This window comes from Paenibacillus xylanilyticus (assembly GCF_013359935.1).
GTDB lineage: Bacteria > Bacillota > Bacilli > Paenibacillales > Paenibacillaceae > Paenibacillus > Paenibacillus xylanilyticus.
Genome location: NZ_JABMCB010000185.1, coordinates 193,874 through 220,253 on the forward strand (window position 1 = coordinate 193,874; position 26,380 = coordinate 220,253).

Annotated in this window: 27 protein-coding genes and 1 pseudogene; 18 read left to right on the plus strand and 10 right to left on the minus strand. The window is 47.1% G+C overall.

Translation table 11 applies throughout. The features are described 5' to 3' along the window. Positions 1–56: 56 nt before the first annotated feature. A complete protein-coding gene (locus HP552_RS15465) occupies positions 57–1,136 on the plus strand; it encodes an AI-2E family transporter (RefSeq protein ID WP_175396313.1) in 1,080 nt (359 codons plus the stop codon). A 233-nt stretch (positions 1,137–1,369) separates the two neighbouring features. Next, the gene (locus HP552_RS15470; RefSeq protein ID WP_175396314.1) at positions 1,370–1,768 is read left to right on the plus strand and encodes an Asp23/Gls24 family envelope stress response protein; all 399 of its coding nucleotides are present in this window, start codon (positions 1,370–1,372) and stop codon (positions 1,766–1,768) included. Positions 1,769–1,861: 93 nt separating this feature from the next. Here the strand turns inward: HP552_RS15470 and HP552_RS15475 are convergent, their stop codons facing one another. Then, entirely contained in the window at positions 1,862–2,704 is an 843-nt protein-coding gene (locus HP552_RS15475; RefSeq protein WP_175396315.1) for an AraC family transcriptional regulator, read from the minus strand. Positions 2,705–2,908: 204 nt separating this feature from the next. On the opposite strand from HP552_RS15475, the gene HP552_RS15480 reads away from it, so the two are divergent. The 3 genes from HP552_RS15480 to HP552_RS15490 all read left to right on the plus strand — a co-directional run bounded on the left by HP552_RS15480 (position 2,909) and on the right by HP552_RS15490 (position 6,994). After that, positions 2,909–3,913: an aldo/keto reductase gene (locus tag HP552_RS15480; RefSeq protein WP_175396316.1), complete on the plus strand. Its 1,005-nt coding sequence runs from the start codon at positions 2,909–2,911 to the stop codon at positions 3,911–3,913. Between the two features lie 265 nt (positions 3,914–4,178). Next, a complete protein-coding gene (locus HP552_RS15485) occupies positions 4,179–5,720 on the plus strand; it encodes an acetate--CoA ligase (RefSeq protein WP_246310913.1) in 1,542 nt (513 codons plus the stop codon). Between the two features lie 29 nt (positions 5,721–5,749). Beyond that, a complete protein-coding gene (locus tag HP552_RS15490) occupies positions 5,750–6,994 on the plus strand; it encodes an aminopeptidase (RefSeq protein ID WP_175396318.1) in 1,245 nt (414 codons plus the stop codon). Between the two features lie 72 nt (positions 6,995–7,066). Here the strand turns inward: HP552_RS15490 and HP552_RS15495 are convergent, their stop codons facing one another. Beyond that, positions 7,067–7,519, minus strand: coding sequence for an AraC family transcriptional regulator (locus HP552_RS15495; protein ID WP_175396413.1), 453 nt, complete (start codon positions 7,517–7,519; stop codon positions 7,067–7,069). Positions 7,520–7,673: 154 nt separating this feature from the next. After that, complete coding sequence (locus HP552_RS15500) at positions 7,674–8,306, minus strand: nitroreductase family protein (protein WP_175396319.1); 633 nt, start codon at positions 8,304–8,306, stop codon at positions 7,674–7,676. Between the two features lie 130 nt (positions 8,307–8,436). Between HP552_RS15500 and HP552_RS15505 the strand changes: the two genes are divergently transcribed. Then, positions 8,437–8,676 (plus strand): hypothetical protein, encoded by a 240-nt coding sequence (locus HP552_RS15505; protein ID WP_175396320.1) that lies wholly within the window; start codon positions 8,437–8,439, stop codon positions 8,674–8,676. Positions 8,677–8,805: 129 nt separating this feature from the next. Here HP552_RS15505 and HP552_RS15510 read toward each other — a convergent pair whose 3' ends face one another. Both HP552_RS15510 and HP552_RS15515 read right to left on the minus strand, forming a co-directional pair. Next, on the minus strand, positions 8,806–9,582 hold the full coding sequence (locus HP552_RS15510; protein ID WP_175396321.1) for a M15 family metallopeptidase: 777 nt from the start codon (positions 9,580–9,582) through the stop codon (positions 8,806–8,808). Between the two features lie 259 nt (positions 9,583–9,841). After that, entirely contained in the window at positions 9,842–10,204 is a 363-nt protein-coding gene (locus tag HP552_RS15515) for an iron-sulfur cluster biosynthesis family protein (protein ID WP_175396322.1), read from the minus strand. 368 nt (positions 10,205–10,572) lie between these two features. Here HP552_RS15515 and HP552_RS15520 point away from each other — a divergent pair, with 368 nt between their 5' ends. The 6 genes from HP552_RS15520 to HP552_RS15545 all read left to right on the plus strand — a co-directional run bounded on the left by HP552_RS15520 (position 10,573) and on the right by HP552_RS15545 (position 16,731). Further along, positions 10,573–11,001, plus strand: a complete 429-nt coding sequence (locus tag HP552_RS15520) for a nuclear transport factor 2 family protein (RefSeq protein WP_175396323.1) — start codon at positions 10,573–10,575, stop codon at positions 10,999–11,001. Positions 11,002–11,054: 53 nt separating this feature from the next. Then, positions 11,055–11,900, plus strand: a complete 846-nt coding sequence (locus HP552_RS15525; RefSeq protein ID WP_175396414.1) for an NmrA family NAD(P)-binding protein — start codon at positions 11,055–11,057, stop codon at positions 11,898–11,900. Positions 11,901–12,119: 219 nt separating this feature from the next. Next, positions 12,120–13,127: an ABC transporter ATP-binding protein gene (locus tag HP552_RS15530; RefSeq protein ID WP_175396324.1), complete on the plus strand. Its 1,008-nt coding sequence runs from the start codon at positions 12,120–12,122 to the stop codon at positions 13,125–13,127. Beyond that, positions 13,120–14,634: an osmoprotectant update ABC transporter permease/substrate-binding subunit OpuFB gene (gene opuFB / locus HP552_RS15535; RefSeq protein WP_175396325.1), complete on the plus strand. Its 1,515-nt coding sequence runs from the start codon at positions 13,120–13,122 to the stop codon at positions 14,632–14,634. Before HP552_RS15530 ends, opuFB begins: the two co-directional genes overlap by 8 nt. A gap of 38 nt (positions 14,635–14,672) precedes the next feature. Continuing rightward, complete coding sequence (locus HP552_RS15540; RefSeq protein ID WP_175396326.1) at positions 14,673–16,016, plus strand: dihydrolipoyl dehydrogenase family protein; 1,344 nt, start codon at positions 14,673–14,675, stop codon at positions 16,014–16,016. 103 nt (positions 16,017–16,119) lie between these two features. Beyond that, entirely contained in the window at positions 16,120–16,731 is a 612-nt protein-coding gene (locus HP552_RS15545; RefSeq protein WP_175396327.1) for a DUF1349 domain-containing protein, read from the plus strand. Positions 16,732–16,811: 80 nt separating this feature from the next. On the opposite strand, the gene HP552_RS15550 is transcribed toward HP552_RS15545, so the two are convergent. Beyond that, complete coding sequence (locus HP552_RS15550; protein WP_175396328.1) at positions 16,812–17,276, minus strand: SET domain-containing protein; 465 nt, start codon at positions 17,274–17,276, stop codon at positions 16,812–16,814. Between the two features lie 160 nt (positions 17,277–17,436). Here HP552_RS15550 and HP552_RS15555 point away from each other — a divergent pair, with 160 nt between their 5' ends. Continuing rightward, entirely contained in the window at positions 17,437–18,993 is a 1,557-nt protein-coding gene (locus HP552_RS15555; RefSeq protein WP_095287476.1) for an ABC-F family ATP-binding cassette domain-containing protein, read from the plus strand. 89 nt (positions 18,994–19,082) lie between these two features. Here HP552_RS15555 and HP552_RS35020 read toward each other — a convergent pair whose 3' ends face one another. Together HP552_RS35020 and HP552_RS35025 are read right to left on the minus strand one after the other, a co-directional pair. Next, on the minus strand, positions 19,083–19,283 hold the full coding sequence (locus tag HP552_RS35020) for an NADPH-dependent FMN reductase family protein (protein WP_246310904.1): 201 nt from the start codon (positions 19,281–19,283) through the stop codon (positions 19,083–19,085). 6 nt (positions 19,284–19,289) lie between these two features. After that, positions 19,290–19,630, minus strand: a pseudogene (locus HP552_RS35025) (NAD(P)H-dependent oxidoreductase). A gap of 172 nt (positions 19,631–19,802) precedes the next feature. Between HP552_RS35025 and HP552_RS15565 the strand changes: the two are divergent. From HP552_RS15565 to HP552_RS15585, 5 genes are all read left to right on the plus strand, one after another. Beyond that, positions 19,803–20,189, plus strand: a complete 387-nt coding sequence (locus HP552_RS15565; protein ID WP_175396329.1) for a winged helix-turn-helix transcriptional regulator — start codon at positions 19,803–19,805, stop codon at positions 20,187–20,189. A gap of 198 nt (positions 20,190–20,387) precedes the next feature. After that, complete coding sequence (locus HP552_RS15570) at positions 20,388–22,223, plus strand: assimilatory sulfite reductase (NADPH) flavoprotein subunit (protein ID WP_175396330.1); 1,836 nt, start codon at positions 20,388–20,390, stop codon at positions 22,221–22,223. A 51-nt stretch (positions 22,224–22,274) separates the two neighbouring features. Further along, entirely contained in the window at positions 22,275–23,996 is a 1,722-nt protein-coding gene (cysI, locus tag HP552_RS15575) for an assimilatory sulfite reductase (NADPH) hemoprotein subunit (RefSeq protein WP_175396331.1), read from the plus strand. A gap of 66 nt (positions 23,997–24,062) precedes the next feature. Continuing rightward, positions 24,063–24,197: an SDR family oxidoreductase gene (locus HP552_RS15580; RefSeq protein WP_312884301.1), complete on the plus strand. Its 135-nt coding sequence runs from the start codon at positions 24,063–24,065 to the stop codon at positions 24,195–24,197. Between the two features lie 144 nt (positions 24,198–24,341). After that, complete coding sequence (locus tag HP552_RS15585) at positions 24,342–25,058, plus strand: YebC/PmpR family DNA-binding transcriptional regulator (protein ID WP_127536594.1); 717 nt, start codon at positions 24,342–24,344, stop codon at positions 25,056–25,058. Positions 25,059–25,142: 84 nt separating this feature from the next. On the opposite strand, the gene HP552_RS15590 is transcribed toward HP552_RS15585, so the two are convergent. Continuing rightward, positions 25,143–25,631 carry a DMT family transporter gene (locus HP552_RS15590; protein ID WP_217506442.1) on the minus strand — a complete coding sequence of 163 codons (489 nt, stop codon included), beginning with the start codon at positions 25,629–25,631 and terminating at the stop codon, positions 25,143–25,145. Between the two features lie 14 nt (positions 25,632–25,645). Beyond that, complete coding sequence (locus tag HP552_RS15595; RefSeq protein ID WP_175396332.1) at positions 25,646–26,344, minus strand: Crp/Fnr family transcriptional regulator; 699 nt, start codon at positions 26,342–26,344, stop codon at positions 25,646–25,648. Between the last annotated feature and the right edge of the window lie 36 nt (positions 26,345–26,380).

Sequence of the window (26,380 nt, forward strand, 5' to 3'; positions counted from 1 at the left end):
TATGGGTTCAACTTATATCGATCCAAACAAGAGAAGGCTATGTGGAGGGGAACTATTTGTTAAAAGGAAGTTCGTTTGTCCGGTTCAGCATTGGGCTGGCGCTGGTGCTCGTCAATATCTATCTGTTATCTCGCGTCAGCTTTATATTTCAGCCGCTCGTGACCATGCTTACGGTCATTACCGTGCCGATGATGCTGTCCGTATTCTTTTATTATCTGTTAAGGCCGCTCGTGAACTATATGGAACGCAAAAAGCTGAACCGCACACTTAGCATTCTGCTGATCTATCTCGTGTTCGGTGTGCTGCTTGTCCTGTTCATCGTTGGGTTATGGCCATCCCTACGGGAGCAGCTTATTAATCTGGTGGATAATGCACCGAATTTGATTAATTCACTCAGTGTACAGTTGAGGGAATTGGAGCAGAACGGAGCGATCAAGGCGTTGTTCCCGGAAGGATCAACACCGTTATCGCAGATTACGGACTATATCAACAAAGGGTTTACCTTTGTAACCAACTATGTGAGTGGATTGTTTTCGCTCATTTCCAGCTTTGCGATCATTCTGTTTACGTTCCCGATCATTTTGTTCTACATGCTGAAGCAGGGTGAGAAGTTTGGACGTAAACTGGTGCACATCGCACCGAAGCGATTCCAAAAAGACAGCCGTGAAGTGGTCCTTGAGATCGATCAGGCGCTAAGTGGTTTTATTGTCGGAAGAGTCCTGGTGAATCTGGCGCTCGGCGTGCTGATGTATATCGGTTTCCTGCTCATTGGACTGCCTTATGCACTCCTGCTTACCGTCGTCGCCGTCATTATGAACTTTGTTCCGTTTATTGGAGCCATTGTGTCATCTGTCCCTATTGTCATTATCGGTCTGATTCAATCACCGTCGGTGGCGATCTGGTCATTGATTATCATTTTGGTGGCACAACAAATTCAGGACAATCTGGTGGCTCCGTATGTATTTGGCAAAAAGCTCGACATTCATCCGCTCACAACGATTATATTGGTGCTGGGAGCGGGGGATCTGGGCGGAATCATTGCGATTTTGATTATCATCCCTGTCTACATGATCGTCAAAATTATTCTGGTCCGGGTTTACCAGCTGTTCTTCAAGGAGAAATGGCAGAATGCCTGATTTTAGGATATAAAATTCATGGGCTGTTACACTCAGTCACTCCGATTGCAGTACCATCTTCCGATCGCTGTTATCCCCAAGTTTTTTTGATTCCTCTTATAAGGGAGAAACTCTGGTGAAGAAGGCGAGCGCTTCGCTTCTCCAGATCGGTACTGCACTCTCCGTTAACGTGTAAAAATTTGAATTGCATTTTATATCTTAATTCATCGATAATCATTAAAGGAGTGGAAAGCATGTCTGAAATCATCCCTAAAGAATACATCGCCCCCGAGTACATCGAACCTCAATCCGTTCAAATTGGCGCCATTCATATTTCCAACGATGTGGTATCCAAGATTGTGGGTATGGCTGCACAGGCGACCTCCGGCATCTCTTCCATGTCTGTCGGATTAACCGAAGGTATTGCCAAGAGCATCAGCGGCAAAAGCCTGCAAAAAGGCATCGACGTCGAGGTGAAGGAGGACCAAGCCTCCATTCAGCTGCGAATTAACGTTCAGTACGGGTTCAGGATGCATCAAGTCTGCCAGGAACTGCAGCATAATGTACAACAAGCTGTAGAACAGTTAACAGGCATTATGGTAAAAGAAATTAAAGTGCACGTCGTGGGTGTAACCATGCAGGAACAAGTGTAGTTGGAAGTCTGATGTCGGAATACTGAATGAATAAAAACAGATGGTAAGCTATGCTGTCATGTCCTGAAAATATATAAAAACAGCACGTTCCCGTTAACTGCTTAACCGGGAAGGTGCTGTTTTGTGTTTGCGGTAATGTGTAGGAGCTTCGCCCATCACTTTTTTGAACATTTTCGAGAAGAGCAGCTGGTCTGAATATCCAACTGAACGGGAGATATCCCCAATGGTTAATCCGGTGTCGAGAGTCAATTCGGCCGCCTTGCGCATTCGGTAATTGACGAGATAGGACTGAATACTGGTGCCCATCCGTTCCTTGAACAGGGAGCACAGATAGCTGCGCTGCAAACCGATATGAGAAGCAATGGATTGCACGGTGATGGGATTGGCATAATTCATCTCGACAAAATCCATCACTTGCGTCACATAGGCTTCTTTGGTGAATTCCTGCTCCAAGGGGAGAATATCTTCATTGGCCTGATCGATCAGGATGGAGAAAAATTGATATAACCATCCGGTCATGCTGATCTCCCAGCCTTTGTGGGAATTCCGGGAACTGAGCATGCGATGCAGGCAGGAGCGCATATCATCATCATTTGCCAGGTCGAAGATTGGATGATGCTCGGACAGGCAAGCCTGCTGCAAAAGTGAAGGACAGATACTACCTTGAAATGCAACCCAGCTGTACTCCCACGGTTCCTCCAAGTCGGCTTTGTAATGAACGACAGAATGGGGGACGATGAGGAAACCTTGGCCTTTATGCAGTTCATACGTTTTGCCTCCAACTTCGAAGGTGCCCTTGCCATCCAAAATATAATGGATTTTGTAGTGATCCCGCATGGCAGGACCAAAATAGTGACCGGGAGTACAAGGTTCTGTTCCGTAATGAAGGAGCTGCAGATCCTGCAATGGATTGTTTTTGAACATATATGTAATCAAGGTTAATCACTCCTGTGTGAGTTCGTTTCATCTTGCATTTTAACATATTTTTATTCAAAAGAAATGAAATATGAGATGTAACTCTTAAAAAGATAACAAGTATTATTCCATAGGGTTATAGTGATATGCCATATCGTTCCGGATTGAAAATGACTAAGATGAAAGGGTGTTCATCAACCCTAACAAGAAAAGAGAGAGTTTAATATGCCCTATACTGCGAGTGAACAGCGTTATGATGAAATGACTTATGCCCGTTCCGGCAAATCCGGGATCAGGCTGCCCCAAATTGCACTTGGCTTATGGCAGAACTTTGGCGGAAACCGCACGCTGGATATTCAGGAAGAGATGATTCTGCGTTCATTTGATCTGGGAATTAACCATTTCGATCTGGCGAACAACTATGGACCGCCTCCAGGTTCGGCTGAGGAAAACTTTGGTGTCTTGTTCAAAAAACACCTGCGTCCTTACCGCGATGAGCTCCTCATCTCAACGAAGGCGGGATATTACATGTGGAAAGGGCCTTATGGTGAGTGGGGTTCCCGCAAAAATCTGATTGCCAGCCTCGACCAAAGCCTCGACCGGATGGGATTGGACTATGTGGACATTTTCTATCATCATCGTCCGGACCCGAATACGCCGCTGGAGGAAACGATGGCTGCATTGGATCACATCGTGAGACAAGGCAAAGCGCTGTATGTGGGATTATCCAATTATGATGCGAAGCAGACAAGAGAGGCCGTCGCCATCCTGCGGAGTTTGGGAACACCTTGTCTCGTACACCAGCCGAACTATTCGATGTTAAATCGTTGGATCGAAGATGGATTGCAGGATGTACTGGATGAGCAAGGTGTAGGCTCCATTGCATTCTGTCCTCTGGGACGCGGTCAATTGACGAACAAATACGTGGACAAGATCAAGGAAGAACGCGCCAATCCGACGGGCAATTTGAAGACAGAAGCATATACGGATGAACGGATTGCCAAGTTCGAAGCCCTGCAGGCTGTTGCTGAGCGCAGAGGTCAAACGATTTCCCAATTGGCGCTGAATTGGATTTTGCGCGACAACCGGGTAACCTCCGCTTTGATTGGCGCAAGCCGTGTATCACAGATCGAAGAAAATGTTGCCGCGTTGAAGGCACCGAGCCTGACAAGCGAAGAACTGAAAGAAATTGAAAGCATATTGGACGGTATCGGGAATTACGCTTGGTAGAGTCGATTAGCAGGAATAACTTTCAGATATGATGAAAGAATGATGGATATAAGAATGATTGAGATAAGCACAAGTCAGCTATAATGAATTGTCATTATAATTGACCGGTGTTTTATTTTTTTGAAAAAGTATTTCATATCATAGCACCTGGTCCTAGGATTTAGGGTATAATATATAGATGCTATACATTTGAAATATGAAGGAGAGGCTCCATTTGAATTTTGAACAGTGGATTTCGCCTGAAACCTATAACCTGACATCCGAGATGGAAAATCATCCATCCGATCGGATTGCACTTAGATGGCTCAGCGATCATAAAGAATTGGAAGAGATTACGTACGGTGAATTATTCAAGCAGGCAAATCGCCTTGCCGGGGGCTTGCGTGATTTGGGTCTGGAGAAAGGTGATCGGGTGCTGGTCATGGTACCGCGCCGTATTATTGCCTATGTGATTTACATTGCTTGTCTTAAACTGGGGATTGCCGTTATTCCATCTTCAGAGATGCTGCGTGCCAAAGATCTGGAGTATCGCCTGCGGCATTCGGAGGCGCGTGCTGTAATTGTTTGGTCCGAAACGACGGCAGAAGTGGAAAAGATGGATGCAGACCTGCCAGCACTGGCTCATCGCATTGTTGCATCACCTACGGGGGACAACAGCGTTCCCGCAGAAGGCTGGGTCAACGTGCAGCAGTTGATGGAAGGGCAATCCGACGAGATGAGTGCAGTGGAAACACACCGCGACGATATTGCCATTCTCGCGTATACTTCCGGCACGACCGGAAATCCCAAAGGAGTTGTACATAGCCACGGATGGGGATATGCCCACCTGCGTATCGCTTCTTCGTTATGGCTGGATATTCAGCCTTCGGATACCGTATGGGCAACCGCCGCACCTGGATGGCAAAAGTGGATCTGGAGTCCGTTCCTGTCCGTACTCGGAAGAGGAGCAACAGGTCTGGTTTATAATGGATCATTCCAGCCAAAACGTTATCTTGAACTGATGCAGGAATACGGGATCAATGTGTTGTGCTGCACACCAACCGAGTATCGCCTGATGGCAAAAGCGGACGATCTTGGACATTATGATCTGTCCAAACTGCGCAGCGCCGTGTCTGCGGGTGAACCATTGAATCAGGAAGTCATTGAAATCTTCCAGCGTCACTTCGACCTGACGATTCGTGATGGATACGGTCAGACCGAAAGTACTTTGCTGATTGGCAGTCTGAAAGACGCTCCCGTACGCATTGGCTCCATGGGACAATCCATTACACCTGGTCTGATTGAGATTATCAATGAAGAAGGGCAGCCTCAACCAGCAGGTGAAGTGGGAGATATCGCTGTTCACAAGGATATGCCTGCCTTGTTCCGTACCTACTATCAGGATGAGGGACGGAAGGAAGCGAATCAGCGCGGGGACTATTTCGTAACCGGAGACCGCGCCCGCAAAGACGAAGAAGGATACTTCTGGTTTGAAGGCCGCAGTGACGATATTATCATCAGTTCGGGATATACGATTGGACCGTTCGAGGTGGAAGAAGCGTTAATGAAACATGCCAGTGTGAAGGAGTGCGCCGTTGTTGCCAGTCCGGATGAAATTCGGGGTAATGTGGTCAAAGCCTTTGTAGTCCTGAGGGACGAGTCTCTGGCTTCACCAGGACTGATGCGTGAACTGCAAAATCACGTCAAGGAATGGACAGCACCTTATAAGTATCCACGCAAGATTGAATTTGTGACGGATCTGCCGAAAACGAACTCCGGCAAAATTCGCCGGATTGAGCTGCGTGAACAAGAAAAGCGAAATGCCTAAATAATAATGAACCAGGAGTGAATCGACCTATGAGCAATTTTGAGCAAACGTTTGAGAAATCGTTGGAGCAATATGCAGAACTGGTGGTAAAAGTGGGCGTAAACATTCAAAAAGGGCAGGATCTGCTCGTCACAGCGCCCATCGAAACGCTTGAATTTACCCGCCTGATCGTCGCAAAGGCATACGCTGCCGGGGCAAAGTACGTACAGGTCGATTTCGAGGACGATCAAATTACACGAAGTCGTTTCCAGCAAGGTTCTGATGACAGCTTCGACTACTATCCCGCATGGAAAGGCGACATGATGGAGAGATTTGCAGAAGCAGGCGGTGCAACCTTGACGATTAAAGTGCCCGACCCGGATTTGTACAACGGCATCGACTCGGACAAAGTTTCCCGTGCGACCAAGGCGGCTGCTCAAGCACGTCGCGGCTATTCAAAATATACACGCAACCACGAGATCAGCTGGTGTCTGATCAAAGCGCCGACGAAGGCATGGGCGAATAAGGTGTTTGCGGATATTCCTGAGGAAGATCGCATTCATGTGATGTGGGATACAATCTTCAAAATGAATCGTGTGGACGGCGGAGATGCCATCGAGAACTGGAGACAGCATCTGGATACCCTGAACACGAAGAGTGATCAATTGAATCAGAAAAATTATAAAAGCTTGCACTACCGTGCACCGGGAACGGATCTAAAAATTGAGCTGGTAGAGAATCACATCTGGGGTGGCGGCGGAAGTGAGAACAAGGCAGGCGTGTACACTGTTGCCAATATGCCAACCGAAGAAGTGTTCACCATGCCGAAGCGCAGCGGCGTAAATGGTTATGTCAGCAGTACGATGCCCCTGAACTTGAACGGACAGCTGGTAGATCAGATGAGAATTACGTTCAAGAACGGTCAGGTTGTTGCTTTCACAGCCGCATCCGGTGAAGAGCATCTGAAAAACCTGTTTGCTACGGATGAAGGAGCACGTTATCTTGGTGAGGTGGCATTGGTGCCGCATGATTCTCCAATCTCGAACCTGAATCGTATTTTCTATAATACCGGCATTGATGAAAATGCATCCTGTCACCTGGCGGTAGGCAGCGCATATCCGTTTAACATGAAAGACGGCACAACGATGTCTAACGAGGAATTGCTCAAACATGAGTGTAATGTGAGTCTGACACACGTCGACTTCATGATTGGGTCGGCTGAACTGGACATTGACGGCGAGCTGCAGGATGGTACGATTGAGCCGGTGTTCCGCAAAGGTAACTGGGCATTTTAATGATCTGACCTAGATTGATGAGAGAAAGTGACTTCAACGATGAAGTCACTTTTTTTGTGCAGCTTTATCGCGTTAGACCTTCTTCACAGGCACGCATATTTCGCAATAGTGCTGTTCAAGGAGGTCCCATTGATATCGTTCCAATACCGGTTTGTGATCGATGACATAACTGCTGTTTTGCAAATGCGGGATAATTTCATTCCATGCCTGCTGGACATCTTCTGCCGTGTGTCTAACTTTACAGATCAGATAATCTCCGCCTGGTAGCTCACCCATCTCGATCGAATCATCATCGGAATATTCAGGTTCATTGAGGACAATAGCTGCATCATATCTGCAGTTCTCCGGAGATGTCGTTGTCGGGTTATCCTGTGGTATGCCAAATAAAACCGCAGCTTCCGTGAGCATTTGTTTCTCGTTTGCCCACTGTTTTAACTTGTTCATGGCTTGAACGTTGGCAGGGCCGTAAGGGCCCACTTGCCTGACATAAGCGATTTGGCAGGGTAAGAAATGTTCGATAATCATTTCCAATTTTTATCTTCCATTCTGTATTGGATTTTCTTACAAGTTGGATGTTAACATGTTATAAAAAAAATTACATAATTCTTTTTGTAACGGAATACGAAAACGTAAAAAGGCCACGGAATACCGTGGCCTTCTTGGTTTGATATGTTATGAATTACTCTGCATGCATTTTGTTGAAGCTGACATACTCGTTTATGGGTTTCCGATAGCCGCGTGGACGCTGTTTGGCTTCAGACTTTTTACCAATCGTAATCATCATGACAGGCACGTAATGTTCCGGAACATCCAGGCTGCTCTGCAATTCATCCGCATCAAAACCAATCATCGGACACGTATCCCATCCCATATCCTGTGCAATCAACATCAGCTGCATTGCCGACAGACTGGCATTTCGGATGGCGTCCTCACGCTGAAACACGCTGCCGCGGGATTCGTAGAAATCGAAGACACTTTGGGACTCCTGTTCATATTCAAACGGGTTAAGCACACCCAAGTGCAATAATCCTTCGTTTATCGTGCGGATGTGGTGGTGAGCCTTGATATCCCCCAGGACAACGATGACTGCCGAGGCTGTTTTTACTTTGTATTGCTGTGAAGCTTCATATGCTTTTTCTTTTTGTGCAGGATCGGTCAAGACAAGATAGTGGGTATGCTGCAGGTTAAAGGCAGATGGGGCAAATTTGTTTAATGCGAACATTTGCTGCAAGTCCGATTCCGGGATTTCAATACCTTCTTCAAAAATAACGGCTGATCTACGATTTTTGACCAATTTCTCCAGTTCACTCATGGTGGTTACCTCGCTTATGTATAAAGTATAGACTGACTATAACACGCTTAGTTACTTTTGGTAAGTATTATTTTTGAATAAGACAAGACTGAACGACCATAACTTTAAATAAAAACAGTTGAGGTGATTCATGAGGGCATTCATCACCAGATTCAAAAGGGATAGTTCGAATCACGAGTTCAAGGTATATGTCATCCAATCCTCCACACTGAAACGATTTTTGGTGATGGAAATCATCGTAGGCACGCTTGCCTACCATGCGGCATTTTATTTGTGCCATAATGCCATACTGGCAGGAGCGGGTTCATGGGCAGGAACCGAAAGTTTGAAGCGACTGCCTCTCGTTGTCAAAAGGATTGTCAGTTTTTGATGTAAGGCTGTTTTTTCGAAAGTTTGATACCCGAAAGTCTGGGAGTAGTTGGGTAAAATGCTGGAGCAGAAGGCCCGCCTACGGGCCCTGACTCCGAATGGTGTTCTATTTGTGATTGCACATGGTCGTTTATTTTGCGCGTTCCAGATATTGTTCAAGGGTAAGCTTCTGACTGGTAATTTCTCCTGCAATGTACACTCCGACGTAACGAACATGCCAAGGTTCATAGGAGTATCCTGTCAACTTCTCCTGATCCTTGCCGTAACGAATGATGAATCCATACTTGTGGGCATTGGCTTTCAGCCATTTGCCTTCTTTGGTATTGCCAAAGCTTTGCTGCAGATCATAGCGGACCGATGCACTGGAGATATCCATGGCAAGACCGGTCTGATGTTCACTTTGGCCAGGTCGAGCACTTGTTTTGTTGGCGACAGCTTCACCTTTGATACTTGCATTCCGGTTGAAAATGGATTTCTGTGTGGAATACGAGCGGTAACCCGATACGGCTTTGATATCAATGCCGTCTTTTTTGGCTGCAGCAAACAGTTTTTCAATCGCGGTAGCAGCGACTTTGCGCATTTGCTTTTTCGGACTGGAGCCGGAGAAGCTGAATGGAATGTTGGGTACCACCAAATCTTTCGGTGCATAGGAAGAAGGCAGATTTCTCTTTTTATTCACCAGAACCACAGTGCTGGATAGATTCGTTACAGTGGAAAGACCGCTGCTGCTAGTTTTAATGGTGCGAGAGGGTGCATTATCATGCAAAAATTGGGTGAAGCTGGAGCTGGCAGCCAAAGCGACTGGAGTCATGGATGGTATAAAGGGAAATGCAGTGAAGGCAGCACCTGCTATGACAGACCCTATGAGCAGCGTGGATACGATAGATTTACGTGTGAATGATTTCATGATGATCCTCCTCGGGGTTGATGAATCTCTCGCATGCTGCATCGGATAGATTCCAGACATGCTTTTCTATATACCGAGTATACTAGAGGATTATATCAAGAGGTTCTCCAATTGTTTCCGAGATGTAAACAAATTCTGCGAGATTCATATGTTAGGGCGTTTCAGCCAAATGGGACACAAAAAGACTCTGCACTGTGCGCAGAGTCTTTGCGTTTAATAACAGAAATTGTTCATCATTCTTTGGAAAAAATAAAAAAGATTACAGCATGCACGCATCCGGTGCACCGGAAATACCCGCATTCACAGCACGCGTGTCTCGAACGCGGACGTTGCTGCTAAGTACACCGGAATCACTGCTTAACGTGAAGGAAGGATAGTTTTCTTCCGTATCCAGTTTCATATGCTGTTCAAGATTTAACTGCTGCTTCGGGTCAACATAGAACGGAACCAGGTTGGTTTCGATCTGCTCATCCAGCGCTGCAGGTTCATCCACAATCAATATGACCAGAATTCCGTTACAGCCACAGCCTTCAGTATCATAAAATACTTTGAAATATCCAGGTTGATCGTTCAGGCTCTCGGTTAATCTCGCCGCAGCCAGATCTGTAATTTGAATATGCATATGGTTCACTCCTTATATGTTGAAAATGATCCTGAAATGTAAATGATAGAAAATCAGCGTCTCTTTTCATTATACCACCTGGCTCGAAACTCAACTCAAATATTTTCTTGACTGATCAGTCTGGAAAATGTATTCTATACTCAATACAGAGGGAGGTGAGGACGGAATTTGGGAAGAGCAAAGGAATTTGAACAGAACTTGTTTTCCTTGAAGCAACGGCTGTATTCGGTCCACATGGCTATGAAGGGAATTGTTTTGGATTAGATTCATGTGTTGGAGAATGAACGCGTAAGGCGTTTATTTTTTCTCGATTTTAGACTAATCAGTCTGGAAAAGTCCTTAAAAATGATTGAAGGAGGAATTAAGATATGACAAGTCCTATGGAACAAAAGGAAAATAACACGGCACATCGCATCATGCATGGATTTACGCAATGGTTACTGGATGGAAAGCTGGATCAATGGACGGAGCTGTTTGCTACCAATGCTGTTTTTGAATTTCCATACGCACCGGCAGGGTACCCACAGCTCTTGGAAGGAAAAGATGCAATTGCGAAGCATGTCCATTCTCTTTTCGAACAAATGGAGATCGAGGAGTTTTCTGAACCTGTAATCATGGTTGCACAGGATCAGGATCAATTTGTAGCCGAATTCACTTGCAAAGGCCGATCGTTGATTACAAACAAACCATATCATCAAGCCTACATATCGGTTGTCACTCATCATAACGGCAAGATCACCCATTATAAGGACTATTGGAATCCTTTGGTTGTACTGGAGTCTTTAGAGGCAGAGTGAGCCTGACTTGCAAAATATATCTATTCATCTAAACTCAGGAGGAGATACACATGATTAACGATAAACCCCTAACACTGATAACTGGAGCGAGCGGCAAGACGGGCAGCCGCGTTGCAGCATTGCTTCAGAACCAAAATTACCCGGTTCGCCTCGCAAGCCGAAACAAGCCCGCTTCAAATTCTGACGAACACCAGGTCCACTTTGATTGGTACGACCCATCCACTTATGCAGCAGCACTGAAAAATGTGGATCATGTATATCTCGTTGTACCTGTACTGGACATGAATCCGGAGAATGTGATGATTCCTTTTATTAAGGAAGCCCTATGGGGAGGAGCGAAACGATTTGTGCTGCTTGGCAGTGCTTCTGTGGATGAAAATGGTCCTGTTTTTGGCAAGGTGCATCAGGCTTTGAAGGAGCTTGCTCCCGAATGGGCTGTGCTGCAGCCATCCTACTTCATGGAAAACTTTACGGAGGGGCCACACCGGGTCACGATGGAGCAGCATAGAGAAATTTATAGTGCTACGGGCGATGGGAGAGTTGGCTTTGTCAGCGCGGATGACATTGCAGCTGTTGCTTTTCACGCTCTCACGGATGATGTGCCTCATAATACAGCACATGTCATTACAGGCCCGGAAGCATTGACCTATGGACAGGTCGCTGATTTATTCAGTCGGGTTATGGAGCAATCCATACAGTATCGTCCGCTCTCAGATGAAGCACTTACCCAAAGCATGGTAGACGCAGGAATGCCGGGTGACTATGCTGCTCTCCTTGCCGGATTGGATAGACGGATCCGGGAAGAAGGAAGTGAGGACCAAACGACGGATACAGTGAAAAAAGTGACGGGCCGGGACCCGATTGCACTGGAGCAATTAATCAAAGTTCCTGTGAAATGAAGCAGAAATGAAATACAGGAAACATTCCAATATCAGCAAATAGGACGGTGCCCTGTGGCCCGTCTTTTTTGCTGATCTATCAACATTTTGCAGAAATTCTCGTATATCTGGCGTCATATGAACAGAAGAGCCCAATGTCTATAGTGGTGATTATAGGGTTGTGCTTTTGGGGAAATAGATGAGAATGAAAGGTTGTTGATAAAGGAGAGAAGAGTACGGATGATTCAATTCGAAAATGTATCCAAGCAATACCCTGATGGGACACATGCACTCCGTCAGGTCAATCTCAAAATCAACAAAGGCGAGCTCTTTGTCATGATTGGCCCGAGCGGCTGCGGCAAAACGACGATGCTCAAAATGATAAATCGCCTGATTGAGCGAACGGATGGAACGGTACGTATTAATGAGCGGCCAATCGATGAATATAACATTCACGAGTTACGCTGGAACATTGGATATGTACTGCAGCAGATTGCCCTATTTCCACACATGACGATCGCCGAAAATATTGCGGTTGTTCCCGAACTAAGAAAATGGAAATCAGTACAGATTCATGATCGTGTACATAGCTTGCTCGACATGGTGGGACTGAATGGAGAAACCTACGGTGATCGCAAACCAGGGGAACTGTCCGGCGGACAGCAGCAAAGAATCGGCGTACTGCGGGCACTTGCGGCAGACCCGGAGATTGTACTGATGGATGAACCATTCAGTGCTCTGGACCCGATGAGCCGGGAGAAATTGCAGGACGATATTCTGGAAATTCAGCGTCAGATGAAGAAAACCATTGTGTTTGTCACCCATGACATACAGGAAGCCATGAAGCTGGGCGATCGCATCTGCATTATGAAGGATGGACAAGTATTACAGGTGGGCACACCTGAAGAGCTGGTACAGAAGCCTGCCGATGAATTTGTACGAGATTTTGTTGGAGGTCCTGACATAGATGTGAATCAAGATCATACTTCACACTTTGCTTCCGATGATCAGATGGTTTTTGATCTTGAAGCGATCATGGTCCCCCTGGCACCGGGCCATGTACCCAAGTCTGCCAAGACGGCTGTTCCGGTTTCCATCACACTGACCGATTTATTAGATGTCATGGATGCCTACGACACCTTGCTGGTGGAGAAAAACCACCAGATTGTAGGTCAGGTGAGCAGAACGGATCTGCTGCGGTACTGGTCCGGTCAGCTGCAGCAGGAGCGAGGTGATGGTCATGAGTAGGTTCTCCGAGGTGTTCAGTGAGCGGAAAGGACAGCTGTTGTCAGCTCTTCTGGAGCATATCCAGATTTCGTTTATTGCCTTATTCTTCGCGGTACTGATTGCGATTCCACTCGGCATTTATCTAACGAGAAAGCCCAGAGTTGCTGAACCAATCATCGGTGTCACCGCAGTCTTGCAGACCATTCCTTCGCTGGCCCTTCTCGGGCTGCTTATTCCGCTGTTTGGCATCGGTACGGTTCCAGCAATTATTGCGCTCGTGGTATATGCACTGCTTCCGGTACTTCGCAATACATACACGGGCATAACCGAGGTGGATCCTTCAATGGTCGAGGCTGCCAATGCGATGGGCATGAACAGTCGTCAGCGTCTAAGCAAAGTGGAACTGCCGCTCGCCATGCCTGTCATTATGGCAGGAATTCGGACGGCCATGGTTCTCATCGTGGGGACAGCCACCTTAGCGGCATTAATAGGCGCAGGCGGCCTCGGTGATCTGATTTTGCTCGGTATCGATCGGAATGATACTGCGCTCATTATTTTGGGGGCGATACCTGCGGCATTGCTGGCAATTTTGTTCGATGTCCTGCTCCGGCAATTCCAGCGGCTGTCCTTCCGCAAAACGCTTGGTACTCTTGGTGCACTGGCACTGGCCGCCGTACTTGTGATCACCATTCCGCTGCTGTTCCGTGGTGGTCAGAAGGATCTGGTCATTGCAGGCAAGCTGGGCGCAGAGCCGGAGATTTTGATTAACATGTACAAGCTGATGATTGAAAAAGATACGGATCTCAGCGTTGAATTAAAGCCGGGATTGGGGAAGACCCCGTTTCTGTTCAATGCCTTAAAATCCGGTGACATCGATATCTATCCCGAATTTACAGGTACGGCCATATCGGAATTCATGAAAGAAACGGCCGTCAGTACGGATCGCACGGAAGTCTTTGAACAGGCAAGGGACGGAATGCTAAGCCAGTTTGATATGGTGCTTTTGGACCCGATGGAATACAACAATACGTACACGCTGGCTGTCCCGCAAAAGGTTGCCGACCAGTTTAATTTGAAAAGCATATCTGATCTCCAGTCGGTTCAGCAGCAGATGAAAGCTGGATTTACACTGGAATTTTCAGATCGCGAGGACGGTTATCTCGGGATACAGAAAAAGTATGGTATTCGGTTTCCGAACGTAGCCACGATGGAACCCAAACTGCGATATAGTGCTGTTCAGCGAGGTGATATTAACCTGGTTGATGCTTATTCTACCGACAGTGAGCTGAGGCAATATAATCTCGTGGTGCTGGAAGATGATCAGGAGCTCTTCCCTCCATATCAGGGAGCACCGATGCTTCGCAAGGAGACAGCAGATGCGTATCCGCAACTGATCGAGGTACTGAATCAGCTGGCCGGACGCATTACAGATGATGAGATGCGTCAGATGAATTATGAGGTGAATGTGAATGGAGCCCGTCCGAAGCAGGTAGCATCTGACTATTTGCAGAAGGCAGGTTTGTTATAGATTTTATATGTTGGGAAAAGGAAGAGGAGGAACTAGTCATGACACCATTATATGATCTAATTTCAATAGGTACCGGAAGTGCAGCGAGTTCAGTTGTATCCCGCTGCGCTGAAGCCGGATGGAAGATAGCCGTCATTGATGAGCGTGAGTTTGGCGGAACTTGTGCCTTGCGAGGATGCGATCCCAAAAAAGTGTTGGCCGGAGCTGCTGAACTCATCGACCGGAATGAGCGAATGCTGGGGAAGGGCACTCAGGGCAAGACGACCATGAACTGGCCTGAACTGATGAACTTTAAACGTACATTTACTGCAAGTATTCCGAGAGCGAGCGAGGATAAATTCAAACAGGCCGGGATGGATACATTCCATGGCAAGGCTTCTTTTGTTGATGAAGATCACATTCGTGTGGGTGATGAATTACTTCGTGGCAAACACATTCTGATAGCAACGGGTGCGCAGCCCGCGCCACTTTCCATTGAAGGTGCAGAGCATCTCCTTTACAGTGATGATTTCCTGGATATGGAGCAGCTTCCCGATCAACTGGTGTTGGTGGGCGGGGGGTACATCGCGTTTGAATTTGCTCACATTGCCGCAAGAGCGGGGAGCGAAGTACACATCATTCACCGTGGCGAACGGCCGCTGGAGCAGTTTGATAAGGATCTCGTCGACTTGCTGGTTCAGAAATCCGAAGAGATTGGCATACATGTTCACCTGAACGCCGAAGTGAAGTCCATTCGAAAGCAGGGGGAGACCTACATGGTCAGCGGAACCCGGAATGGGGCAGATCATCAGTGGCAGTGCGGCCAAGTCGTGCATGGAGCAGGGCGTATCCCGAACGTCGAGGGCTTGGAACTGGAAAAGGGAAAGGTCAGCTATAGTAAGAACGGTATTATTGTGAATGAATATTTGCAAAGCACCAGCAATCCCAAAGTATATGCAGCCGGTGACGTCGCCGCGACGAAAGGTCTTCCTCTTACGCCTCTGGCAGGTCAGGAATCACGGGCTGTAGCCTCAAATTTGCTGAAGGGAAACCATGTTCAACCGAATTATAAAGTCATGCCTTCCATCGTGTTTACCGTGCCATCCATTGGCTCTGTTGGTCTCAATGTTGAGCAAGCCGAGAAGGAAGGTTACGAAGTGAAAGTAAATGACATGTCGAAATGGTATACTTATAAACGGACAAATGAAAAATATGCCATGGCCAAAGTTGTGATCGACAACGCTACAGGACGCATCCTTGGTGCACATGTAATCGGCAGCGAGACCGAAGAGCTGATTAATCTGTTTGCGATGGCGATTCAGTTCGGGATCACAACAGATCAGCTGAACACGATGAATTTCGCATATCCTACAGCTGCTTCGGACCTGGGCTCCTTGCTTTAAACGTATGGAAACGAGGATAAGTGATTTTATGAACTAGATGATTAGCGAATAAAGAGTAATGATCGATTCTTGAAGACATTGATGATGGAAGGATGTTGAACACATGTCAGCAGCGCATTTTCTTGGTTCATCCGATGCCAGATGGACTACTGAACCGGTTGCTACCCGAACAGAGGGTGAGCGGTTCATCGTGCAAGCACAGGAAGGCAGTGACTTTTGGGAGAAAACGTTCTACGGATTCTGTCATCAGAATGGACATGCCCTGCTGGCCCCATGGGACGAAAGTAAAGCGGTTGAAGTAACATTTGATCTGAGTTCATTCACTGAATTATATGATCAGGCAGGCTTGATGCTCTGGCACAGCAAGGAACAATGGATCAAGGCCGGGGTGGAAGTGAACGACGGGGTGGTGCATATCGGTGCTGTGGTAACAGATCAATTCTCTGACTGGTCACTATCTCCAATCCCGGAGTGGGGTGAACGGTTGGTTACCATTCGAGCCTCTTACCACAATGAAGCGGTAGTCATTCGAGCACGTACGGATGAACATCCCTGGCGGACGATTCGGGTTGCGCGTTTCGCGTATCCGACGAACAAACAGGCGGGGCCGTTTCTGTGTTCACCCAAGCGAGCTGGGTTTGAAGTCGCATTTACGCAGTGGAGAACAACCGCACCCGATGAGGACCTGCACGCAGATCCACCCATTTATGATTGAGAATGCTCAGGACAAGTGGACTAATTTATTCCACAAAAAAACAAGCAGGTCCTCCGTGATGGAAGACTTGCTTGTTTGCGTTATGCATCTTTTGAACTTGACTCGTTGTCTTCACCATTTTCATCGTTACGTTCGTCTGCTTCGTTCAGCTCACGCATACGTTCTTCATAATCATCCAAAAACCATAACGGGTCCATATTGTCTTCTTCGCCATTGTAATTAATCAGGACCTCTTCGCCTGCTTTGATATCCTTGTAAGCATAGAAATCAAAGGTATGATTTTCAAAGTTGATATCATAGGTGGCGTTCGGTTCATACGAATGATTGATCAAGCTGCCGTAACCCAGCAAAATGGCAGTATGATTGGCACCATATTCGAATACGTAATCCTCCAGGATTGTTTTTTCCACATGTTCGTGATCTTCGTTGGGATAAGGTACAACCGGGGCCTGATGGATCAACTGGCCTTTGGGAATATCCACTGTGGCAAATACCCCCCGATTAAACTCGCCATCACCCAATTTGGATTGTTTTACTTCAATCATAATGTTCACCTGATGCTCGTCTGAGAGAGCTCCGTTCTGTAGTAGTTTAAGGCCAAATTTTAACCGATTCATGCATATAAGGCAAATATGGCGTTGAGTTGTGCATGATATATTGATTATAATATACAAGAATGAAGTCTATATAGAAAAGGTGTCATGAATGAGCATATTAAATGTGGAAAAATTAAGCCACGGTTTTGGTGACCGTGCTATCTTTAACGACGTTTCTTTCCGCCTGTTGAAGGGCGAGCACATTGGACTGATCGGAGCCAATGGTGAAGGTAAATCCACCTTCATGAACATTATTACGGGCAAACTGCAGCCGGATGAGGGCAAAGTCGAGTGGTCCAAACGGATGCGTGTGGGATATCTCGATCAGCACGCCGTACTGAACAAGGGACAATCGATCCGTGATATCCTGCGCAGTGCGTTCCAATACCTGTTCGACATGGAGCAGGAAATGAACGAGATGTATGGCAAGATGGGGGATGTTACTCCAGAGGAATTGGAGCAGCTGCTTGAGGACGTTGGAACCATTCAGGATACGCTGACCAACCAGGACTTTTACATGATCGATGCCAAAGTGGACGAGACAGCACGCGGTCTGGGCCTCACGGATATCGGTCTCGACAAGGACGTTAATGACCTGAGTGGAGGTCAACGGACCAAAGTTCTGCTGGCCAAGCTGCTGCTTGAAAAACCGGATATTCTGCTCCTCGATGAGCCGACGAACTATCTGGATGAACAGCACATCGAATGGCTGAAGCGCTATTTGCAGGAATATGAGAATGCCTTTATTCTCATTTCACATGATATTCCATTCCTGAACAGCGTAATCAACTTGATCTATCACATGGAAAATCAGGATCTGACCCGCTACGTGGGCGATTATGATCACTTCCAGGAAGTATATGAAATGAAAAAGCAGCAGTTGGAGTCGGCCTACAAGCGCCAGCAGCAGGAAATTGCTGATCTTAAGGATTTTGTTGCACGTAATAAGGCCAGTGTGGCGACACGCAACATGGCGATGTCCAGACAGAAGAAGCTCGACAAAATGGATGTCATTGAACTCGCGAAGGAGAAGCCGAAGCCGCAGTTCAACTTCCGGGATGCAAGAACGTCCGGCAAGCTTATTTTTGAAACCAAAGGTCTAGTGATTGGATACAATGAGCCGTTGTCCAGACCGCTCGATCTGCGTATGGAGCGAGGTCAGAAGATCGCACTCGTAGGTGCGAACGGTATCGGTAAAACGACCTTGATGCGCAGCATTCTGGGTGAAATTCCTGCCTTGGAAGGAACGGTTCAGCGTGGAGAGCATCTCGAGATCGGTTACTTCCAACAGGAGATGAAGGATGCCAACTACAATACCTGTATCGAAGAGATCTGGCAGGAGTTCCCGTCCTACACGCAATTCGAGGTGCGTGCTGCACTCGCAAAATGCGGACTGACTACGAAGCACATTGAGAGCAAGGTAGCAGTACTGAGCGGGGGAGAGAAGGCCAAAGTGCGTCTCTGCAAACTGATCAACAACGAAACGAACCTGCTTGTACTCGATGAGCCGACGAACCATCTTGACGTGGATGCCAAGGATGAGTTGAAACGTGCGCTCAAAGCCTACAAAGGCAGCATTCTGCTGATCTCGCACGAACCGGAATTCTATCGTGATGTCGTGACGGAGACATGGAACTGCGAATCATGGACAACCAAAGTATTTTAATGTCGAATCCTGCATCGTATGAAACATAAGGACAAAAAGAAGACAGCGTGCCATGGAAAAATGGACGCTGTCTTTTTGCGCAGCAACAATTAATTGTAATATTTGCCGATCTGATACGCTCGCTCCAGCAAACCTTCGATATGCGCTTTGGATTCCGATATGGTTTCGTATAGGAACTCTACTCGGGATTCTTGCATTCTTGCATAACCAGCGATTCCGTTATTCAAATAATTTGTAATCATGTTGTAATAATCGTATTTCTGGAATGAGGCCTCCGTACCGCCAGCCAACGCGATCTAGAGTACCTTTTTGGAATTTACTCTGTTTAGCAGACCCATGTTCCATACTTTATCCAGATAGGCTTTGAGCATGGAAGGCATATTGTACCACCAAGCACTATTGCGTCAGCTGCAAGGACACGATCCAATTCTTTTCGAATCACAGGGGCGTGCTGCTTATTGGGATTTTGCCAATCCCGTTCATCTTCTAAACTGTACAACGGATCAAATCCATCATGATACAGATCAAGGATATCGATTTCGTGATGATTCTCCTTCATACCATCTATAAAACGATTCATAACAGCGAACGTCAGGGAATTCTGTCTTGGATGAGCAACGACCAGTTTAACTTTCATGATTGAGTGACCTTCCTATTCCATATTTTTTGAAGTAACATTTTGACAAGTGTTATTATAAGTTTCATGGCGTGTTATTGAGAAGTACGCACCTTCAAGTGCTGTAGATACCTTGAGGTTCTTCGATTACTTTTTATAACGGATAAGGCCGTATCTTCAGGGGGGAATTCCGATGGAAGCAGAAATTAAAAAATACGAGAGTGGCGTGCAGGCGATGCTGGAATTGGTTGGAGGCAAGTGGAGAATCCTCATTCTACATCAGCTGATTTCAGGCAGGAAACGAACAAGTGAGCTGCGCAGGGCGATTCCAGCGATCACCCAGAAAGTGCTTACCCAGCAGCTGCGGGAACTCGAAAGGAATGGTATTATTCACCGAATAAACCAGATTCCTCCCAAGGTAGAGTATGAAATCAGCGAGTATGGCTTAACGCTTCAGGAGATCATTGATCGCATCTGCTTATGGGGAGAAAACCATTTGGACAGGGTATACGGAGATAAAAACAAAGTGCTCGAAAACCATTTCAGCGATTATGTACCGACTTCGCCCCTAAATGGATGACAACGAAAAATGAAACCGTCCTTGATGAATGAGGATGGTTTTTTTTTGTTTTTTGTCCTTTATCAGCGAAACTGATAAATGTTATAAAATCATTGAAATTGACCCCTAACACCCCGTGTGTTAGGTTCTAAGTAGTAGAAATTAATATGATCATTTTAGTAGGAATTAAAATTGAAGCAATGCGCGAGGTGGCAAATAGTGGAACTTCAAGTGACAAACAGCCCTTTTAATCAGGAACAGGTTGAACTGCTCAATCGTCTTATTCCTACATTGAACTCTGGACAAAAGACATGGCTTAGCGGATATTTGACAGCAATTCAGGGGATTTCAGCGGTAGCGGCCGGAGCAGGTGCAGCACAAAACGTACAAGCAGAGACAATATCTGCTGTTAGTGTACCTCCGGTTTCCCGCGAAGTTACGGTGCTCTACGGATCCCAAACTGGAAATTCCAGCGGACTATCCAAGAAGCTGGCCAAGAAGCTGGAAGAGCAGGGTCTTCAGGTGACCTTGTCCGCCATGGGAGATTTCAAACCGAACGGACTGAAAAAAATTGAGAATCTTCTCATTATTGTCAGCACTCATGGAGAAGGCGAGCCGCCGGATAATGCGATTCCGCTTCATGAATTCCTGAACAGCAAACGCGCTCCGAAGCTGGATGGATTAAAATACTCCGTGCTTGCGCTCGGAGACACTTCATATGAGTTTTTCTGCCAGACCGGCAAGGACTTCGATCAACGCTTGCAGGAGCTTGGCGGTACGGCGATCGTTCCGCGTGTGGATTGTGACGTTGATTTTGATGAAGCGGCTGCCGAATGGATGAATGATGTGCTGGCTTCGCTCAGCAGTACGCCAGCGACAGCGGGTACGGTATCCAGTGAAGCCGTTGTTGCTGCGGTAAGCAGCGGGGAATCCGAGTACAACCGGACCAATCCATTTAAGGCAGAGGTATTGGAGAATCTTAACCTGAACGGCAGGGGATCGGACCGGGAGACGCGTCATATCGAATTGTCTTTGGAAGGTTCCAATCTGGACTACGAACCAGGTGACAGCCTGGGCGTCTTTCCGGAAAATCATCCACGCCTTGTGGATGAGCTGATTGCGGCCATGGATTGGAATGCCGATGAGCGTGTAACGGTGAACAAATCCGGAGAGCAGGTATCGGTACGTGAAGCATTACTGCGCTACTTCGAAATTACGGCTGTGACCAAACCGGTGGTAGAGCAGCTCGCGAAGCTTAGCCCAGGCAGCGGACTGACGAATTTGTTGGCAAATGACGCCGAATTCCGCAAAGTAATGAACAGCTGCGACCTGCTGGATCTGGTACAGGATTATAGTCTTAGAGGCATTCCGGCAGCAGAGTTTGTTGCGGGACTTCGTAAAATCCCTGCAAGACTGTACTCGATCGCCAGCAGTTCCAAATCGTTCCCGGATGAAGTGCACCTCACAGTGCGCACGGTACGCTACGAAGCGCGGGGAAGAGAGCGTTACGGCGTATGCTCGGTTCATCTGGCTGAGCGTGTTGAAGCAGGGGACAGCCTGCCAATCTATATTCAGCACAATCCGAACTTCAAGTTGCCGGAGAACCCGGATGCACCAATCATCATGATTGGACCGGGAACAGGTGTGGCACCGTTCAGATCGTTCCTGGGAGAGCGTGAAGAAACGGGAGCCGAAGGAAAAACGTGGCTTTTCTATGGTGATCAGCACTTCTTGACGGATTTTCTCTACCAGACGGAATGGCAGCGCTGGCTCAAAGACGGCGTGCTTACCAAAATGGATGTAGCTTTCTCTCGTGACACGGAGCAAAAGGTATATGTGCAGCACCGGATGCTGGAAAACAGCAAAGAGCTGTACCAGTGGCTTCAGGAAGGCGCAGTCATCTATGTCTGCGGGGACGAGAAAAAGATGGCGCATGACGTTCATAATGCACTAGCTACCATTCTTGAACAAGAAGGCGGCTTGACGTCAGAACAGGCATCGGAATATCTGACGAGGTTGCAACAGGAAAAACGTTATCAGCGGGACGTGTATTAATTCCGTAACCCCGGATCAAGGCATCCCGCAGAGACGAGAGGAGAAAGCAGCATGGCTTATAATAACTTACTGAATCCGCAGCGCGCGAACAGCGATGTGGAAGATATAAAGATCAAGAGTGATTACTTGCGCGGCAGTCTTACCGAAACGCTGGCTGATCGCATTAGTGGTTCGATTCCGGAGGATGACAACCGGCTCATGAAGCATCACGGCAGCTATATGCAGGATGATCGTGACCTGCGCAACGAGCGGAATAAGTCGAAGCTGGAGCCTGCTTATCAGTTCATGCTGCGCGTCCGGGCTTCCGGCGGAATTGTAACACCAGAGCAGTGGTTGATGATGGACCGCGTGGCTCATAAATATGCGAATGGTACGATTCGTTTAACTACTCGCCAGTCTTTCCAGCTCCATGGGGTATTGAAGTGGGATCTCAAAAATACGATACGTGAAGTAAACGATTCCTTGCTGAGCACACTTGCGGCGTGTGGAGACGTTAACCGGAACGTGATGTGCAACCCGAACCCGAATCAGTCGGATGTGCATGCAGAGGTATACGAATGGGCTTGTCAGGTGAGCAATCACCTGGATCCCCGCACTCGGGCATATCATGAGCTGTGGCTGGATGGAGAGAAAGTGATTGATACCGGGTCCAGTGACGAGGAAGTGGAGCCGATCTACGGCAAAGTGTACTTGCCGCGGAAGTTCAAGATCGGGATTGCGGTTCCGCCATCGAATGATGTCGATGTATTTTCACAGGATCTCGGATTTATCGCGATCGTGGAGAATGGTAAGCTGCAGGGCTTTAACGTATCGGTAGGCGGCGGCATGGGAATGTCCCATGGAGATCCGAAGACATATCCGCAAGTGTCCAAAGTCATTGGCTTCTGCACACCGGAGCAAATGATTGATGTTGCGGAAAAAACGGTCACGATCCAGCGGGACTATGGTGATCGTGCAGTTCGTAAGCACGCTCGCTTTAAATATACGATTGATGATCGTGGGCTGGCCTGGTTCGTAGAGGAATTGACGAACCGCCTGGGCTGGAGTCTGGAAGCCGCGCGTGATTTCCATTTTGATCATAATGGAGATCGTTACGGCTGGGTCAAAGGCAGCAATGGCAGATGGCATTATACGTTGTTTATCCAAAATGGACGGGTAAAAGACATTGATGGCTATCCGCTCATGACGGGTTTGCGTGAAATAGCCAAGGTTCATAGCGGAGATTTCCGCCTGACAGCCAACCAGAACCTGATTATTGGGGATATCAGCAGTCAGAAGAAGAAAAAGATCGAAGCGCTGATTGAGCAGTATAATCTCACGGATGGTGCTCATTATTCGGCACTGCGCAGGAGTTCCATGGCTTGTGTGGCACTTCCTACCTGCGGTTTGGCAATGGCAGAGTCCGAGCGTTACCTTCCGTCCCTGATCGACAAGTTGGAACCCGTTCTGGATGAAGCAGGACTGAGAGACGAGGAAATTGTCATTCGTATGACGGGCTGCCCTAATGGATGCGCACGTCCGATGCTGGCCGAGATTTCATTTATCGGAAAGGCTCCGGGCAAATACAATATGTATCTCGGGGGCAGCTTTACCGGTCATCGTCTAAACAAGCTTTACAAAGAAAATATTGGTGAAACGGAGATTTTGGATACGTTGACGCCGATGGTGCATCAGTATGCGAGAGAACGTCATGAAGGTGAACATTTTGGAGATTTTGTGATTCGTGCCGGCTATGTGCCTGAAGTGCTGGACGGCCAGCAGTTTCACGCTTAAATGATCCGTTAACGTTAGAGGAGCATTCCCTGTGGGAGTGCTCCTTTTGGAATTTCCGAACATGGTATTCCGCTTACCCGAAAACCAGGCAAACCGGAAGATGCAGCTAGTCTATTACTCTATCTGGCATCCGACGAGGCGCTTCACATTACAGGTACTGAGGTATTTGTTGATGGAGCCGAGACCTTGATTAAAGGCTAGTGACTGGTATATCCTCTATCAGTCCCTCCTTTTGGATGGATAGATTACCATTATTTCGTCTCACTGAACTTGTTGAAGCAGTGTTAACAAGATATAATAACTAGGTAGAATGCAGATTACATGTTGAAAGTGAGCGGAAACGATATGGGTCGTAAGTGGAATAATATTAAAGAAAAAAAAGCTTCAAAAGATGCAAATACGAGCCGGGTATATGCCAAGTTCGGCGTTGAGATTTATGTAGCTGCCAAGAAGGGTGAACCAGACCCGGAGGCGAACCGTGCACTGAAAGTCGTGCTGGAACGTGCGAAAACGTATAACGTACCCAAAGCGATCATTGATCGTGCCATGGAAAAGGCAAAAGGCAGTGGGGATGAGAACTACGAAGAGCTGCGTTATGAAGGCTTTGGACCGAATGGTGCGATGGTCATCGTGGATGCACTCACCAACAATGTAAACCGGACAGCCCCTGAAGTACGCTCCGCGTTTAACAAAAACGGAGGAAACATGGGTGTCAGCGGTTCTGTTGCGTACATGTTTGATCCAACTGCGGTAATCGGAGTAGAGGGTAAAAACGCTGAAGAAGTGCTGGAAATTCTGCTCGAAGCAGACGTGGATGTTCGTGATATCGTGGATGAGGATGAGGCTGTTATCGTTTACGCGGAGCCAGATCAATTCCATGCGGTACAGGAAGCATTCAAAGCTGCCGGTGTTACTGAGTTCACCGTTGCCGAGCTGACCATGCTGGCACAAAACCATATTGAACTTCCCGAGGATGCACAGGCTCAATTCGAAAAACTGATTGATGCCCTTGAAGACCTTGAAGATGTTCAGCAAGTGTACCACAATGTAGAGTTTGTATAAGACAACGACGTAAGCTCTTGTCAATTGAAAAAGAGTGTCCAGTCCATCTTGCTGATGGGTTGGACACTCTTTTTGTTTGGTTCCCTACGAATTGGACCGCAGAGCTCTACGGGCTTTTTCCGATTTCTTTGTTTTGCTGCCGCCAAATTTGAATAATACGATCCCTCCAACGATAACAAGCACGCCGAGCAGCTGATTCCAGGAAAACGGAATTTTCTCCAGGCCAAGCCACCCCATGGAATCAAACAACAGTGCAAAACTCAGCTGCGATGTCAGTACGATGGAAATAGCAAAGGTGGGTCCCAGCAGCTTCATCCCCTGTACGAGACAGAACACGACGCCTACACCAATTGCTCCACTTAACCAGTACCACGGCTGCATATGCTGGAAGCTGAAGGTATTCTTGCCTTCCACCAGCAATGAGATCAGGAATGAGGCAAGAAATCCGGTGAGTAGAACCATCGTTGTAGTGGACCAGGATCCGGTTTTTTCATTGACTTTACTATTAAAAACGGTCTGCAGACTGACCAGTGAACCTGCAAGTAATGCGAGCAAAATACCCGTAATAATCATCGGTTGTAAACTCCTTATTCATAAATATTGTGACCTGCTATTAGACGCAAACCGTCCCGGTTTTTAATCTGGATAAAACCTTGGTTGCGTTCAATCAACCCATCAGTACACAATTTCTGAATGACTCTGTTCAGATGCCGATAACTTGTACCGATCAGATTCGCGATGTCGGTCAGATTGAATGAGTCAAGCTCCTCGTGTACAACTGCTCCTGCTTCTTCGGTGGATATGGAGAGCAGGTAGCTGGCTAACCGAACCTCAACGGGGTACATCAGATTGAAGTTGGAAAAGTTCGAATCAATGTAGAACTTATGGGATATAATTTTTAGCAAAAATTGGAGCAATGGTGCATAATCACTCGCATGTTCAGCCAGGCATCGATAGTGAATGCGCAGCATGACGACAGGAGTGACGGCCTGCACCGTATTGATGATATTGCTTTCCCGGACATATTCCACATCGCCAACAACTTCAAGTGGTGTCTTGAAGCAGAGTACAAGTGTTTTGTCCTGAGCGGAGGTGGTGAAGATCTTGACTTTGCCTTCCACCAGCACATATAAGTATTCCGATGCTTCGCCTTCGCGACAGATCAATTCACATTTCTCAAAATGGCATACCGTCATATATGGACGCAGGGGCTCGTGAAATACCGATTCGAGCTGATACTGCTTTAAATAGTGCAACAATTGATTTTCATTATGGATTTCTTCCATCAGTACTTCGCCCCCGACTTGTTCTTGTGATAATTT

Coding starts and splice junctions, on each gene's coding strand:
- HP552_RS15470 (WP_175396314.1), top strand. CDS start 1,370: ATGTCTGAAATCATCCCTAAAGAATACATCGCCCCCGAGTACATCGAA.
- HP552_RS15480 (WP_175396316.1), top strand. CDS start 2,909: ATGCCCTATACTGCGAGTGAACAGCGTTATGATGAAATGACTTATGCC.
- HP552_RS15485 (WP_246310913.1), top strand. CDS start 4,179: ATGGAAAATCATCCATCCGATCGGATTGCACTTAGATGGCTCAGCGAT.
- HP552_RS15490 (WP_175396318.1), top strand. CDS start 5,750: ATGAGCAATTTTGAGCAAACGTTTGAGAAATCGTTGGAGCAATATGCA.
- HP552_RS15495 (WP_175396413.1), bottom strand. CDS start 7,519: ATGATTATCGAACATTTCTTACCCTGCCAAATCGCTTATGTCAGGCAA.
- HP552_RS15500 (WP_175396319.1), bottom strand. CDS start 8,306: ATGAGTGAACTGGAGAAATTGGTCAAAAATCGTAGATCAGCCGTTATT.
- HP552_RS15505 (WP_175396320.1), top strand. CDS start 8,437: ATGAGGGCATTCATCACCAGATTCAAAAGGGATAGTTCGAATCACGAG.
- HP552_RS15510 (WP_175396321.1), bottom strand. CDS start 9,582: ATGAAATCATTCACACGTAAATCTATCGTATCCACGCTGCTCATAGGG.
- HP552_RS15515 (WP_175396322.1), bottom strand. CDS start 10,204: ATGCATATTCAAATTACAGATCTGGCTGCGGCGAGATTAACCGAGAGC.
- HP552_RS15520 (WP_175396323.1), top strand. CDS start 10,573: ATGACAAGTCCTATGGAACAAAAGGAAAATAACACGGCACATCGCATC.
- HP552_RS15530 (WP_175396324.1), top strand. CDS start 12,120: ATGATTCAATTCGAAAATGTATCCAAGCAATACCCTGATGGGACACAT.
- opuFB (WP_175396325.1), top strand. CDS start 13,120: ATGAGTAGGTTCTCCGAGGTGTTCAGTGAGCGGAAAGGACAGCTGTTG.
- HP552_RS15540 (WP_175396326.1), top strand. CDS start 14,673: ATGACACCATTATATGATCTAATTTCAATAGGTACCGGAAGTGCAGCG.
- HP552_RS15545 (WP_175396327.1), top strand. CDS start 16,120: ATGTCAGCAGCGCATTTTCTTGGTTCATCCGATGCCAGATGGACTACT.
- HP552_RS15550 (WP_175396328.1), bottom strand. CDS start 17,276: ATGATTGAAGTAAAACAATCCAAATTGGGTGATGGCGAGTTTAATCGG.
- HP552_RS15555 (WP_095287476.1), top strand. CDS start 17,437: ATGAGCATATTAAATGTGGAAAAATTAAGCCACGGTTTTGGTGACCGT.
- HP552_RS15565 (WP_175396329.1), top strand. CDS start 19,803: ATGGAAGCAGAAATTAAAAAATACGAGAGTGGCGTGCAGGCGATGCTG.
- cysI (WP_175396331.1), top strand. CDS start 22,275: ATGGCTTATAATAACTTACTGAATCCGCAGCGCGCGAACAGCGATGTG.
- HP552_RS15585 (WP_127536594.1), top strand. CDS start 24,342: ATGGGTCGTAAGTGGAATAATATTAAAGAAAAAAAAGCTTCAAAAGAT.
- HP552_RS15590 (WP_217506442.1), bottom strand. CDS start 25,631: ATGATTATTACGGGTATTTTGCTCGCATTACTTGCAGGTTCACTGGTC.
- HP552_RS15595 (WP_175396332.1), bottom strand. CDS start 26,344: ATGGAAGAAATCCATAATGAAAATCAATTGTTGCACTATTTAAAGCAG.